The organism is Lutibacter sp. (assembly GCF_033723435.1).
Lineage (GTDB): Bacteria > Bacteroidota > Bacteroidia > Flavobacteriales > Flavobacteriaceae > Lutibacter.
The window spans coordinates 474,635-489,047 of record NZ_JAWVXC010000001.1 but is presented as its reverse complement, the minus strand read 5'-3'; the positions used below and the strand labels follow the sequence as shown (position 1 = coordinate 489,047).

The following is a 14,413-nucleotide window of genomic DNA, read 5'->3' as shown; positions in this document are numbered from 1 at the left end:
CTATCAATAATAATTATGTTTATTTACATCTTTTTTTCACGAAATTTGTGTAAGAAATAAATAGATATAAACAATTAAAATTTAGAAATATGAAAACAACATCGATTGGATTAAATGTAAAAGAAGCAGACAAATTAATAGTTAGTTTAAATGAATTATTAGCTAATTTTCAAATATATTACCAAAGTTTAAGAGGATTACACTGGAATATTAAAGGAAAATCGTTTTTTGAATTACATGTTAAATTTGAAGAGTTCTATACAGATTCTCAAGAAAAAGTAGATTTAATTGCGGAACGAATTTTAACTTTAGGAGGAACTCCTCTACATACCTTTGAAGAGTACATAAGTTTATCTGAAGTTAAAGTAGGTAAAAATATTGTTGATGGAGAAAATTCGGTTAAACTAATTGTAGATTCTTTATCTAAATTGTTAAAATTAGAACGCGTTATTTTAGAGCAATCTGATGAAGCAAATGATGAAGGTACAAATGCAATGATGAGTGATTTTATTGCAGAGCAAGAAAAAACAGTTTGGATGCTAAATGCTTGGTTAAGCTAAAAAAGTAACCCAATAAAATTAAAAGTCGTTATATTTTATAACGACTTTTTTTTGATTATTATTTAAATTGATAGTTCTATTATAAAAAATAATAGTAAAATGTTTTAAATTAATAGTAATACTATTATATTTACACTTTAAGAATTATAAATGGAAAATTTATCAATACATATTAAAGTAAGCCCAGAGCTATTTATAAAAAATCCAGCGGATTCTAAATTAGGGCAATCTATCCTTTCAGAGAGTTTAGTTCTTATAGATCAACTAGGTTTTGAAGCTTTTACTTTTAAAAAGTTAGGAGAAAAAATTGGATCACCAGAAAGTTCTGTTTATCGGTATTTTAAAAGTAAGCATACGTTATTACTTTATTTAACGTCATGGTATTGGAGTGCTTTAGAGTATCAATTAGCTTTTGAAACAGCAAATCAGCCATCTGAAATTGAAACGTTAAAAATTGCTATTAAATCATTATCAAAGCCTCTTGTATTACCAAAAAATTCTTCGTTTTTAAATGAAACATTATTGTGTAAAATTGTAATTACAGAATTTATTAAAACGTATCATACAAAAGCTATAGATAGAGAAAATAAAATGGGATATTTTAAAGCTTACAAACAATTAGTTGAAAGATTAAGCACCATTATTTTAAATGTTGATAAAAGTTTTAAATACCCTCATATGTTGGCCTCAACAATTATTGAAGGCATACATGAGCAAAGATTTTTTGCTTCACATTTGCCATCTTTAACCGATGTTTCAGCAGAGTATAAAATTGTTGAAAATTTTTATTTAGATATGGCTATTAAAATGACAAATAAGAATTCAGTGGATATAAAAATATAATAGATTTATGAAAAAATATTTTGATTTTAAGTACTTTAAAGGGGATTTATTTGGTGGATTAACTGCCGGATTAGTTGCATTACCATTGGCGTTGGCCTTTGGAGTTAGTTCTGGTTTAGGGCCAAGTGCCGGTTTATATGGAGCCATTTTTGTAAGTTTTTTTGCCGCTTTATTTGGTGGTACAAATACACAAATATCTGGTCCAACTGCACCAATGACTGCTGTGAGTATGGTTGTAATTGCAGGGATAGTTGCTTCATTTGAAGGAGATGTAAGTAAGGCACTTCCAGCAATTTTAACAGTTTTTTTACTTGCGGGTTTAATACAGGTAGCATTAGGAGTTGTAGGTTTAGGGAAATATATAAAATATATTCCATACCCAGTGGTTTCTGGATTTATGACCGCAATTGGAGTTATTATTTTGATAACTCAAATTATGCCTGCATTAGGTTATTATCCAAAAGAAGATGTGGCGTATGTTAATACATTTAAACCTCAGGCAGAAGAGATTATTCTAAATAATATATTAAAAGATGAAGTAGGAGATGGTATTTTAGTTTTAGAAGATTTTAAAGAAACTTTAAGTAGAGCTAAATCGATAGGTCAAGATGATATTTTGAAAGAAGCTAAAACTATAGCTGCAAAAGAGTCTTCAGGTATTGTAGGAGCGATTAAGGTTTTACCGAATGCTTTAAGCAATATAAATTGGTTAGAATTACTTTTAGCACTTGGCACAATTATAATTATTTATGGATTCAAATACATTACTAAAGCAGTTCCAAGTACGTTAATTGCACTATTAGTTATGTCTGGAATTGCCATTGGCTTTAAACTTAATTACAGGCCAATAGAACAAATTCCAAATGGTTTACCAACTCCAATAATTGAAATTTTTTCAAATTTTAAGTTAAATAGTATTACACCATATATTTTTACAGCCATAACATTAGCATTACTTGGAGCAATTGATTCCTTATTAACATCAGTTGTGGCGGATAATATGACTAAAACAAAACACAAACCTAATAAAGAGCTAATTGGCCAAGGTATAGGTAATAGTATTGCTGCATTTTTTGGAGGAATTCCTGGAGCAGGAGCAACAATTAGAACAGTTGTAAATATCAATTCAGGAGGGAAAACCAGATTATCTGGTATGATAGCAGGAATTTTATTATTATTTATTTTGTTAGCATTAGGTTCTGTAGCATCTCAAATACCTGCAGCTGTTTTAGCGGGAATATTAATTACCGTTGGTATTGGTGTTATGGATTATAAAGGCTTAAAAGCAATTCCAAAAATGCCAGTACCAGAAGTAACCATTATGTTGGTAGTTTTAGTATTATCATCTGTTTGGAATTTAGTATATGCAGTAGGTATTGGTTTAGTAATAGCTTCTTTAATTTTTATGAAAAAAATTGGGGATTTAACGGCGAAAAGATCAGATGTTAAATCTTTGAAAGCAGAAAAATCTTGGCCTGATGAAATCGATTTTCCTGAAGAACTAAAAGAAAAAGTATTTATAAAACATATTAAAGGACCGTTATTTTTTGGATCAACTAGTAATTTTCAAGAATTAGCAAAACAAATACCGGATTCCGCAGAAATAATAATTATTAGAATGGGAAGAATGCAATATATCGATCAATCTGGTTTATATGTAATTGAAGATATTTTGGTGGATTTGGTTGCTCAAGGCAAAAAAGTACTATTGGTTAATGTTACAGAACAGCCAAAATATTTGTTAGAAAGGATTGATATAATTCCAGATTTAATACCTCAAAATCAAATTTTTAAGGATTTTAAATCTTGTCTAAATTGGATAAAAAATCAAAAATAAAATATAATTAAAAGCATTTATAAATGAGAACACTTACAAAAGAATTACAAGCAAATATTACACCAAAAGACGCACATAAAATTTTGGTTGAAGGTAACAATCGGTTTATTCAAAACTTAAAAGCAAATAGAAATTTAAAAGCACAAGTTTTAGCAACAAGTGAAGGTCAATTTCCTTTTGCTGTAATTTTGAGTTGTATTGATTCGCGTGTGCCAGCAGAATTAGTTTTTGATCAAGGTATTGGCGATGTTTTTAGTGTAAGGGTTGCAGGAAACGTAATTAATGAAGATGTACTAGGCTCTATGGAATATGCTTGTAAAGTAGCAGGTTCAAAAATAGTTGTAGTTATGGGACATTCAAATTGTGGTGCTGTTACCGCAGCTTGTAATCATTATGAGTTAGGAAATATCACCCCTTTATTAAGTAAAATTAAACCATCTGTTCTTGAAGTTAGTAAGGGTAAAGAAAAGTTGTCTTCTGCTGAAATTGAAGAAGTTAGCCATTTAAATGTTACGCATGCTATTGAAAGAATTAGAGAAGAAAGTCCAATTTTAGCAGAATTAGAAACAAAAGGAGCTATTGAAATAGTAGGAGCAATGTATAGTGTTGAAACAGGTAAAGTAACTTTTTTAAATAACTAAATGGTTTAATATAAATTCCAGAATTCCCTTTTTTTGTTTAAGGCTTCTTCTCGTTGTTTATATTCATCAGCTGGTATTACTTTTAACATGCTAGGGTCTTGCTCTATTTCAAATTCAATCCTTTTTACTATTTCATCAATAGTTTCATTATCATAATCAATATTCATGGGTTTTTTGATTACCATGGATTGAAGGATATTTCGTTTTTTAATCATTAACCCTTTTTTATCGAAAGACCTTCTAAAACCATCAATTACAATAGGAATTACAGTTGGTTTGTAAGTTTTAATAATATGAGCTGTACCTCTTCTAATTGGGTTAAATGGTTTTGTAGTTCCTTGAGGAAAAGTAATAACCCAGCCATCATCTAAAGCCTTTTTAATATTACTAATGTCTGACATTTTTACTTGTCTATTCACATTTTTACCAGCGCTTCTCCAAGTTCTATCAATAGAAACAGAGCCAACATAGGCAAATATTTTAGGTAATAATCCTGATTTCATAGTTTCCTTAGCAGCAACAAAATAAATGTTAAGCTTTGGGTTCCAGATGTAACCAATGTTTTTTAAAGAATCAACTCTTCCTTTTAATGCGGCATTAAAGACGTGCATCATAGCAGCAACATCTGCAAAATAAGTTTGGTGGTTAGATATAAATAATACGTTTGTGTTAGGTAAGTTTCTAATAATTTCAGAACCTTCAATTTGAAGTTTATTAAAACGGCGATATCTTCCGTGTGAAATTACCCCAAATATTCTGATAAGCCATTTTTTTAAAAATAAAATATGTCCAAAAGGATTCCTTTTAAATATTGGCATTTGTTGGTTTAATTTGAATGAGGTGCAAATTTACTAAAAATACTCTAAATAGTTTTTAATAATTCTCTAATTTCACTTAGCATCATGGCTGTTGCTCCCCAAACAATAGTTTTATTTAGCATAAAACAAGGAACTACCATTTTTGTAGCGTAAGAGGTAGTAACTTTAGTTGTAGTTATGCAAGATTCTGATAATAAATCTGTTAGATTAACTTTTACAATTTTAGCTACCTCATTATTCAACTTAAAAGTGGGAGAATTTGTTATAACACCCATAAATGGAGTAACTAAAAAATTACTTGGTGGAATATATACATTAGTTAATTGCTTAAAAATAGTTATTTCGGAAGTGTTTATTCCTATTTCTTCATTAGTTTCTCTAATCGCAGTATTTTTAAGGTTTTTATCTGCATTTTCAAACTTTCCTCCTGGAAAACTTATTTGAGAAGAATGAGTTCCTTTATAGTTTGCTCTTAGCGTTAAAACAAGTTCTGTTTTTTTATTTTCATTTGGATAAAACAAAGCTAAAACAGCAGATTTTTTTGCGCTTTCATCAATAATCATTTCTTTTAAATAAGATTTTCTAGATGCTGGAGCAAGTTTAAATTGCGCATCAATACCTCCTAATTTTTCGTTTTGAAGTTTAGTAATAGCTTGTTCAAATAAAGGAAAGTCCATTATTGTTTGGTATAAAAGGTTGGTAAGGATAAATGATATTTAACAGCAATAATTCTAATAGCTATTACAATTGCAATAGTTAAGCTGTAGCTAAAAATTTGAGGTGCCATTAATTTTGTTAAAATAATGTAAGTAATTGCACCAAAAACACAAGCTGTAGCATAAATTTCTTTTCTGAAAATTATAGGAATTTCATTACATAAAATGTCTCTAATAACTCCTCCAAAAGCACCTGAAATAGTACCTAGTGTTATGGAAATAATAGGATTAAAATTTAATTTAATTCCTATTCCTGTTCCTATAATTGTAAAAATTCCAAGTCCAATAGTGTCAAATAAAAATAAAGATTTACTTAAAAATTTTATTTTATTTCTAAAAATGATTGCAAATAATACCGCTAAAATAATTACATATACATACATAGTATTCTCCATCCAGCTTACAGGTTGTCTTCCTATTAAAATATCGCGTAAAGTTCCACCGCCAAGTGCAGTTACAAATGCAACAATAAAAATGCCGAATGGATCAAATTTTTTTTGCATTGCAATAGATGCTCCTGATATAGCAAAAACAAAAGTTCCTAATAAGTCTAATAAATAAAATAACTGCATTACATCTGTTGTGTATAAAAATTATAATCTTTAATAACGGTTTCTATAAAATCTACGGCTCTTAAATCTGTTTTTATATCGGTAAGTTGAATAACTTTATCTTTTAACGCATTTATTGTGTTGTAATTTCTTTTTCTTAAAGCAGTTTGGTATAGGTTTTTAATGGTTTGTAAATCTTTGTCGCTAAGTAATGTAACTTGTGGAAAAGTTGGTTTATATTCATTACTAATATCAACATTTAAAGTGTCATGAATAGATATTCGTTTTTTTTCAGAAATTACAGTAGTATTTGCAGCTAAATCACCTAATCGTTGTCCTTTTCCATTTAATAAAAGGGTAAGTAAAGCAACAGATCCTGATGCTAAATCAATATCAATTAAGCGTAGCATCCATCTTATTAAATAACTACCAAAAGTTGGTTTTGATCCATCAATTTTTGTAACTCTGATGCGTAAAAAATATTTACCTGGACTTTGTCCGTTCATTAAAACTTCAAATAGTAGGCTGTAGAAAAATATGGGTAAACTTAGTAGTACATATACAACAATTAGTGATTCTGAAGGTATATAGCCTAAACTGTTTAATATTAGAAAAATAATTATGTAATATCCTATAATTATAAGTGCATCAATAATAAAAGCTAAAATGCGATCGCTAACTGGAGCAACATTTTGTTTTATTCTAATATTTTGAGCAGTTTCAATTTGAAAATTTTCCATTTTTAATACGCAACTTTTTGGCTGATAACTTTTGATTTTCTACATTCGTTAATCAAAATGATTAATTAATATTTTAATGTTAATTCATAACAAAAATATAAAAAATGCGTGAAGCATCATTTATAAAAAAAAATAAAAAAAAATGGCTATTGTTTGAAGATGTTTTAGAAAAAAAAACAACTATTTCACCCAATAAACTTTCCGACTTATATATTGAAATTACGGAGGATTTAAGCTATGCAAAAACGTTTTATCCTAAAAGTAATACAGAAGCATATTTAAATAGTATTGCCGCAAAATCACATTTAAAAATTTATAAAACTAAAAAAGAAAGTAAAAATCGATTAATTTCTTTTTTTAAAACAGAATTTCCTTTAGAATTTGCCAATTATCATAAACCATTATTTATTGCATTTTCAACTTTTGTGTTTTTTGTAATTATTGGTGCATATTCGGCGTCACAAGATGCTTCATTTGTGCGTTTAATTTTAGGAGATAATTATGTGAATATGACTTTGTCAAATATTGAAAAAGGGGATCCAATGGCAGTTTATAAAAGTATGGGAGAAACCACAGCATTTTTAGTAATTACCATTAATAATATTAAAGTAGCTATGATGGCTTTTGTATTTGGAATGCTATTTTCAATTGGTACATTATTTATAATGATGCGTAATGGAATAATGTTAGGTTCATTTGCTTATTTCTTTTATGAAAAGGGATTACTTTGGGAATCCTCTAGAACTATTTGGCTGCACGGAACTATAGAAATTTCAGTAATAATTATTGCTGGTTCAGCAGGTTTAGTATTAGGTAATGGTTTACTTTTCCCAAAAACTTACACAAGATTAGATTCTTTTAAAAAAAGTTTTAAAGCTGGATTAAAAATTATGGTGAGTACAATACCATTTTTTATAATTGCGGGCTTTATGGAAGGTTTTGTTACCAGACACAATGAAATGCCTGACTTTTTAGCTATTTTAATTATTGCATTATCGTTACTGCTAATTGTGTACTATTATATTTTATACCCTATTAAACTAACCAAACAAACAACAAAATAATGGAAGATTATAACTTTATTGAATTTAAAAAGGAGCGAGATTTAGGAGCAATTATTTCGGATACTTTTGCATTTATTCGTCAAAATTGGAAAGATTATTTTATTACCATATTAAAAATAGTAGGACCAGTACTTTTAATGACTCTAGCAGTATTAATATTTTATTTATTGGCAATATCTGATATTTTCAACAAATCCGCTATGGAAAGTAATCCTGGAGGAGTTTTTTCTAAATTACTTTCTTGGGTATTTGCTATAATGTTTGTATATGTTATGTTATACTCTTTACTTTCAATGACATCTTTGTTTTTTATTAAATCTTACATAGACAATAAGGGAAAACCAGATTTTCATGAGGTAAAAGAACAAGTTTATAAAAATGTATGGAAATTTTTAGGATTAGGAATTTTAGTAGCAGCAGTAACCGTTTTAGGAGCTGTAATGTGTTATTTACCAGGTATCTTTTTAGGAGTGACTTTATCTTTAGCAACTTCTATATTAGTTTTTGAAGAGCGCAGTATTAGCGATTCTTTTTCACATTCTTTTACTTTAATTAAAGGCGAATGGTGGAACACTTTTGGCGTTTTAATTGTAGTTTGGTTATTGATAGGTCTTTTAGGTCAGGTTTTTTCAGTGCCTACTTTAATTTATCAGTTTGTAAAAATGGGAACAGTTGCAGGAAATAATGATCCAACCAAAATTTTTGAAGTATTTAAAGATCCTATTTATTTAGCTTTAAATATAGGTGCTTATGTGTTTCAATTTATGTTGTATTCCATTCCATTAATATCTACAGTTTTTATTTATTTCGATTTAAATGAGCAAAAAAACGCTACAGGAACTTTTGAAAAAATAGATAATTTAGGAAACCATAATTAATTACGTTTTTAATGTTAAAAAAATTCATTTTATATAGTTTATTTCTTTTTACAATAACTGTCTTTTCACAAAAAAAAGAGGAAACTATAAAAATGGACACAATTAACATCACACAAAAAATGTTTGATGTTAAAAATCTAGAAAAGTATAAATCTAATAAAGAATTTGATTATACCGAACAGACTGAAAAACCAGAACCTACTTTTTTAGAAAGGGTTTTGAATTGGTTAGGACGACAGTTTTTACGGTTCTTAGAATGGCTTTTTGGAGTTAAATACGCTAAAGGAATACTGGCAACTATTTTAACTGCTTTGCCGTATGTTGTAGCAGGATTAGTTTTATTTTTATTGATTAAGTTTTTCATAAAAACAAAAATTAAATCGGCAGTTTCATTGACAAATAATAAGTCTGTTATAAACTTTTCTGAAGATGAAAAGTTACTTCAAAATGCAGATTTAGATGCTTTAATAAAAAAATCAATTTCAGATAATGATTATCGTTTGGCCGTAAGATTTTTATACTTAAAAACGTTAAAACAACTTACAGATAAAAAACTGGTAGTTTGGGAACAACAAAAAACAAATGAAGATTACACTAACGAAATATCTGTAAAACAACTAAAAAATGCTTTTGAAAATATTACACGCCTTTACGATTTTGTTTGGTATGGTGATTTTAAAATAAATAAGGTACAATTTAATAGCATAAATAATGATTTTGAAACAACCCATAACTTAATTAATGCGCAAAAAAATGGATAAAGCTTCAAAAATATATCTGACAACTTTTATCCTATTAATTTTAGGGTTTATTTATATACAAAGCACTAAAAAAAAGCCAATTAATTGGTTCCCAAGTTATGTGGCAAAGCATAAAATACCTTATGGAACATATGTTTTAAAAGAAGAGCTTCCAAAATTATTTCCATCTACTAAAATTAAAAATAGTTATAAACCACCGTATTTATATTTAAAAGATTCTACGTTAACTGGAACCTATTTTTTTGTTGATGATGCAATTAATTTTGGTAAAGCGGAGCTTTATAGACTATTGAATTTCGTTAAAAGAGGAAATGATGTTTTTATTGCAACCCACGGAATAAATATTGACACATTAGGGTTTAAAACCAAGAGATTGATTAGTAAAAATTTAGAGGATAAAGTTTTTTTTAAATTCAATAACAAAGTATTTAACAATAAAGAATTTTATTTTGATAAATATTTTGATAATCAGGTTTTTACAAAAATTGATACTGCAAACACTACTGTTTTAGGTTTTACCGGATATTTAAATAATCAAAATAAACGAACAGAGAAAGGAGTTAATTTTGTGAAATATAAATATGGCAAAGGCAATTTTTATTTTTATACTTTTCCTGAAGTTTTTACAAATTATACGATTTTAAATTCAAAAAATACCCAGCAAACAGCTAATGTTTTATCTTATATTAGAAGTGATATTCCTATAATTTGGGATACTTATTATAAAACAGGGAAAACACGGATTACTTCGCCCATACATTATTTGTTAAGTTCAAAATCACTTAAATACGCATATTATGTTATGCTTTTAGGAGTGTTGTTTTTTGTTGTTTTTAAAGGAAAAAGAACACAACGGAGTATTCCAATTATAACACCATTAAAAAATCAAACGTTAGCATTTACACAAACTATTGCTAATATGTATTTTGAAGAGGAAGATCATAAAAATATTGCTGAACAAAAAATAAACTATTTTTTGGATTATATCAGAACTACATTTCACATCCAAACTACAAACATAAATGAAGAATTTTATACAAAAATAGCTAGTAGAAGTGGGAATTCATTTGAATTTGTTCAAAAAATATTTTTAGAATGTGATAGTATTCATTTTAAAAATACCATTACCAAAGAAGAATTGATAGCATTAAATAAAAATATTGAAAAATTTAAAAATAAAAACTCATATGGAAAATAATGATGTAAATTTTAATAATAGAATTGATTTAGAAGGTTTAAAACAAGCAGTAATAAATATTAAATCGGAATTAGGAAAAACAATAATAGGTCAAGAAAATTTTATTGATTTATTGTTAGTAGCATTATTAGCCGACGGTCATGTACTTATTGAAGGAGTTCCAGGGGTTGCAAAAACAATTACGGCAAAACTTTTAGCAAAAACTATAGAAACCAATTTTAGTAGAATTCAATTTACACCAGATTTAATGCCGAGTGATGTACTTGGAACTTCCGTGCTAAATATGAAAACCTCAAATTTTGAATTTAAAAAAGGTCCAATTTTTTCCAATATTGTGTTAATTGACGAAATAAATAGAGCACCAGCAAAAACACAAGCTGCATTATTTGAAGTTATGGAAGAACGTCAAATTACTATGGACGGAATAACCTATAAAATGAATCCTCCTTTTATAGTTTTAGCTACGCAAAATCCAATAGAACAAGAAGGTACTTATGCGTTACCAGAAGCTCAATTAGATCGTTTTTTATTTAAAATAGCAGTTGGTTATCCAAGTGAGTCTGAAGAAGTTCTTATTTTAAAAACACATCAAAATAGAAGAGGAGTATTACCTCAAACTACTATTTCCACAATAATAAAAGAAGAAGAATTAAAACAATATAAAGAACGTATTTATGAAATTTTGGTGGAAGAAAAATTGATGAATTATATTGCTCAATTAATTACAAAAACTAGAAATCATCCACATTTATATTTAGGAGGTTCTCCAAGAGCAAGTATTGCAGTTTTAAATGCATCTAAAGCAGTTGCTGCAATTAACGGACGAGATTTTGTTATTCCAGAAGATATCAAAAAAGTAATAGTTCCAATTTTAAGGCATCGACTTATTTTAACTCCAGAACGTGAAATGGAAGGACTTACTACAGATAAAGTAATTGAAATGATTGTACAATCTGTTGAAGTTCCTAGATAGTTAAAATTAAAAAAACAAAAGCTAAAATTGTAATAGTAAAAATGAATATTTTTAAAAATTTGTATTTGCACGAACGCTTTTTTAATTACCTAAGTATAATTGCCATTACATTTTTAGTGTCTTTTTGGGTTTCCATATTGTACAGTATTGCTTGGCTTATGCTAATAAGTTTAACTATTGTATTTTTTATGGATATATACCTTCTTTTTAGAAAGAAAAATGGCATAAATGCACATAGAATTCTTGGAAATAAATTTTCGAATTCTGACGAGAATAAGGTTCCAATTTTTGTTGAAAGTAATTACAATTTTACAATTGAATTAAAAATAATTGATGAATTACCTTATCAATTTCAGAAAAGAGACTTTCTTAAAGAACCAACTTTAGAAGCGTTTAAAACGTATAATTTTGAATATTCAGTAATACCTTTTGAAAGAGGAGAATACAAGTTTGGAAATCTTAATATTTATGTATCTTCTTTCTTTAAAATAATTTCTAGACGATATAAATTTCAACAAAATCAAATGGTTGCAGTTTATCCATCGTATTTACAAATGCGTAAATATGAATTTTTGGCAATGAGTAATCGTTTAACAGAATTTGGATTAAAAAAAATAAGAAAAATTGGGCATACTTTAGAATTTGAGCAAATTAAAAACTATGTTAATGGCGATGATGTTAGAACTATAAATTGGAAAGCAACGGCTAAAAAAGGGCAGTTAATGGTTAATCAATTTCAAGATGAAAAATCGCAACCAATTTATTCTATTATTGATGTTGGAAGAGTTATGAAAATGCCTTTTGAGGAGTTAAAATTGTTAGACTATGCTATTAATGCAACACTTGCTTTTTCGAATATTGCAATTAAAAAAAATGATAAAGCAGGATTAATTACTTTCTCCAAAAAAGTAGATACTATTATTGCAGCAAGTAATAAAAAAACACATTTAAATACTATAAATGAGGCGCTTTATAATGTAAACACAAATTTTACAGATGCAGATTTCGGATATTTATATGCAATGACAAAAAGAGTTATTAAGCAGCGAAGTTTAGTTATGCTTTATACCAATTTTGAGCATATGTCTTCTTTAAAAAGGCAGTTAGCTTATTTACAGGCAATTTCAAAATACCATTTATTAGTTGTAATCTTTTTTGAAAATACCGAGTTACAAAATTTGTTAAATGTAAATGCTGAAGATTTACAAACCATTTATCACAAAACTATTGCTGAAAAATTTGATTATGAAAAAAAACTAATTGTAAAAGAATTAGAGAGTAGAGGTATATATGCTATTTTAACCAAGCCAAAAAACTTAACCATAAATGTTATTAATAAATATTTAGAGTTTAAATCTAAAGGATTTATTTAAGCTTATATTTAGCAGCTAAAGCGGCACCAATTATACCTGCATTATTTTCTGATTGAGCAGGAACAATTTTTGTTTCAATATTAATTTGTTTTTCAAATTTTTCTAACTTTTTACTTGCTCCCCCACCAACAATAAATAAATCGGGAGATAATAATAAATTAATATGTTCAAAATATTCGTTTAAACGTTTACCCCATTGTTTTTTACTCAAATCGTCTCTTTTTCTAGCTGCATCCGAAGCATATTTTTCGAAAATTTCACCATCTTTATATAAAACATGTCCTAATTCAGAGTTTGGTAATAATTTTCCATCTAAAAAAATACCAGAACCAATTCCAGTTCCAATAGTAATCATAATAACAACTCCTTTAACGTTTTTACCAGCACCAAAATTTACTTCGGCTAAACCTGCCGCATCAGCATCATTAACAATATAAAAATCATTGCCAGTTTTTTTTTTAAAAAGAATATCTACTTGAGTTCCTTTCCATTTTTTATGTAAGTTACCGCCAGAAATACATTTACCATGTTGTAGAGGGGTAGGGAATCCACAACCAACAACACCTTCCCAATTAAAATGTTGCACTAACTCTTTTATTGTTTTTGCTACATTTTCGGGAGTTGCAGGTTTAGGAGTTAAAATTCTATGTCTTTCTGAAACTAGTTTTCCAGTTTCTACATTAATTATTGCGCCTTTAATACCGCTTCCTCCAACATCAATGCCTAATATTTCCATTGTTGTAATTATTAAAAATTAAATTTAGATTCTTTCTTCTAACCATTCTTTAAAATCGAAAAAGTTTGGAGGAGAAACTCCATGACCAATAGGATAGGTTTTAAAAATTGTTTTTATTCCTAGGTTTTGTAAAAAGCTAGGTGCCTTTTCAGCCCAGCTTATTGGTATTACTTGGTCTACTGTTCCGTGTGAAATAAAAAAGTCTAATTTTTGGTAATCGTTATTTTTTATATTTTCAGGCAGAAGTTTTTCATTAATATAGCCACTTAACGCAATAACTTTTTGCACTTTTTCTGGGTAATTTAAAGCAATTGAGTAACTTAAAATAGTACCTTGACTAAACCCTAGTAAAATAGTTTTACTAGGTTGTATATGGTATAATTGCTGAAGTTCATTAATAAAAACTGCAATCTTTTCACGTGCTTTTATTGCTTCAGGAATATCTGAAAAATTACCACCTTGTGAAGTGTTAAAATTAATTGTGTACCAAGCATAACTGTTAAATCCAAGTTCTAATGGAGCTTGTGCGCTTACAATTAATAAGTTTTCATCTAATTCTTGTGCGAATGAAAATAAATCTTGTTCATTACTTCCATAGCCGTGTAATAATAGTAGAAGAGTTGTGTTTTCAGAATAATTTTTTGGCTCTTTTACTATGTATTTTAGGGATAATTCTTTCATAAGTATAAATAAAATCGTTTTTTTAAACGATTTTATTAGTTCA

16 protein-coding genes are annotated in these 14,413 nt (G+C 27.9%); 10 read left to right on the top strand and 6 right to left on the bottom strand.

Translation table 11 applies throughout. The features are described from left to right. Positions 1–89: 89 nt before the first annotated feature. The 4 genes from R3342_RS02220 to R3342_RS02205 all read left to right on the top strand — a co-directional run bounded on the left by R3342_RS02220 (position 90) and on the right by R3342_RS02205 (position 3,881). Positions 90–560 carry a Dps family protein gene (locus tag R3342_RS02220; RefSeq protein ID WP_318938032.1) on the top strand — a complete coding sequence of 157 codons (471 nt, stop codon included), beginning with the start codon at positions 90–92 and terminating at the stop codon, positions 558–560. A gap of 150 nt (positions 561–710) precedes the next feature. Next, positions 711–1,403 (top strand): helix-turn-helix domain-containing protein, encoded by a 693-nt coding sequence (locus R3342_RS02215; RefSeq protein ID WP_318938031.1) that lies wholly within the window; start codon positions 711–713, stop codon positions 1,401–1,403. 7 nt (positions 1,404–1,410) lie between these two features. After that, entirely contained in the window at positions 1,411–3,240 is a 1,830-nt protein-coding gene (locus R3342_RS02210) for a SulP family inorganic anion transporter (RefSeq protein ID WP_318938030.1), read from the top strand. Between the two features lie 23 nt (positions 3,241–3,263). Further along, on the top strand, positions 3,264–3,881 hold the full coding sequence (locus R3342_RS02205; protein ID WP_318938029.1) for a carbonic anhydrase family protein: 618 nt from the start codon (positions 3,264–3,266) through the stop codon (positions 3,879–3,881). A 5-nt stretch (positions 3,882–3,886) separates the two neighbouring features. Here the strand turns inward: R3342_RS02205 and R3342_RS02200 are convergent, their stop codons facing one another. Genes R3342_RS02200 through R3342_RS02185 form a run of 4 tightly spaced genes read right to left on the bottom strand, consistent with a single transcriptional unit; the run spans position 3,887 to position 6,706 of the window. Beyond that, the gene (locus R3342_RS02200; protein ID WP_318938028.1) at positions 3,887–4,699 is read right to left on the bottom strand and encodes a lysophospholipid acyltransferase family protein; all 813 of its coding nucleotides are present in this window, start codon (positions 4,697–4,699) and stop codon (positions 3,887–3,889) included. Between the two features lie 44 nt (positions 4,700–4,743). Beyond that, complete coding sequence (locus R3342_RS02195; protein WP_318938027.1) at positions 4,744–5,376, bottom strand: CoA pyrophosphatase; 633 nt, start codon at positions 5,374–5,376, stop codon at positions 4,744–4,746. Beyond that, entirely contained in the window at positions 5,376–5,987 is a 612-nt protein-coding gene (locus R3342_RS02190) for a trimeric intracellular cation channel family protein (RefSeq protein WP_318938026.1), read from the bottom strand. The genes R3342_RS02195 and R3342_RS02190 overlap by 1 nt, the downstream gene beginning before the upstream one ends. Continuing rightward, on the bottom strand, positions 5,987–6,706 hold the full coding sequence (locus tag R3342_RS02185; RefSeq protein ID WP_318938025.1) for an RDD family protein: 720 nt from the start codon (positions 6,704–6,706) through the stop codon (positions 5,987–5,989). Before R3342_RS02185 ends, R3342_RS02190 begins: the two co-directional genes overlap by 1 nt. Before the next feature lie 104 nt (positions 6,707–6,810). Here R3342_RS02185 and R3342_RS02180 point away from each other — a divergent pair, with 104 nt between their 5' ends. The 6 genes from R3342_RS02180 to R3342_RS02155 all read left to right on the top strand — a co-directional run bounded on the left by R3342_RS02180 (position 6,811) and on the right by R3342_RS02155 (position 12,953). Continuing rightward, the gene (locus R3342_RS02180; protein ID WP_318938024.1) at positions 6,811–7,770 is read left to right on the top strand and encodes a stage II sporulation protein M; all 960 of its coding nucleotides are present in this window, start codon (positions 6,811–6,813) and stop codon (positions 7,768–7,770) included. Then, a complete protein-coding gene (locus R3342_RS02175; RefSeq protein WP_318938023.1) occupies positions 7,770–8,648 on the top strand; it encodes a hypothetical protein in 879 nt (292 codons plus the stop codon). Before R3342_RS02180 ends, R3342_RS02175 begins: the two co-directional genes overlap by 1 nt. Positions 8,649–8,740: 92 nt before the next feature. Continuing rightward, positions 8,741–9,409 carry a DUF4129 domain-containing protein gene (locus R3342_RS02170; RefSeq protein ID WP_318938022.1) on the top strand — a complete coding sequence of 223 codons (669 nt, stop codon included), beginning with the start codon at positions 8,741–8,743 and terminating at the stop codon, positions 9,407–9,409. Beyond that, complete coding sequence (locus R3342_RS02165; RefSeq protein ID WP_318938021.1) at positions 9,402–10,607, top strand: DUF4350 domain-containing protein; 1,206 nt, start codon at positions 9,402–9,404, stop codon at positions 10,605–10,607. Before R3342_RS02170 ends, R3342_RS02165 begins: the two co-directional genes overlap by 8 nt. Further along, a complete protein-coding gene (locus R3342_RS02160; protein ID WP_318938020.1) occupies positions 10,597–11,580 on the top strand; it encodes a MoxR family ATPase in 984 nt (327 codons plus the stop codon). The genes R3342_RS02165 and R3342_RS02160 overlap by 11 nt, the downstream gene beginning before the upstream one ends. 41 nt (positions 11,581–11,621) lie before the next feature. Beyond that, a complete protein-coding gene (locus R3342_RS02155) occupies positions 11,622–12,953 on the top strand; it encodes a DUF58 domain-containing protein (protein WP_318938019.1) in 1,332 nt (443 codons plus the stop codon). Here R3342_RS02155 and ppgK read toward each other — a convergent pair. Beyond that, entirely contained in the window at positions 12,946–13,689 is a 744-nt protein-coding gene (gene ppgK, locus R3342_RS02150; RefSeq protein WP_318938018.1) for a polyphosphate--glucose phosphotransferase, read from the bottom strand. The two genes, R3342_RS02155 and ppgK, sit on opposite strands and share 8 nt — an antisense overlap. A 24-nt stretch (positions 13,690–13,713) precedes the next feature. Beyond that, on the bottom strand, positions 13,714–14,370 hold the full coding sequence (locus R3342_RS02145) for an alpha/beta hydrolase (RefSeq protein ID WP_318938017.1): 657 nt from the start codon (positions 14,368–14,370) through the stop codon (positions 13,714–13,716). Between the last annotated feature and the right edge of the window lie 43 nt (positions 14,371–14,413).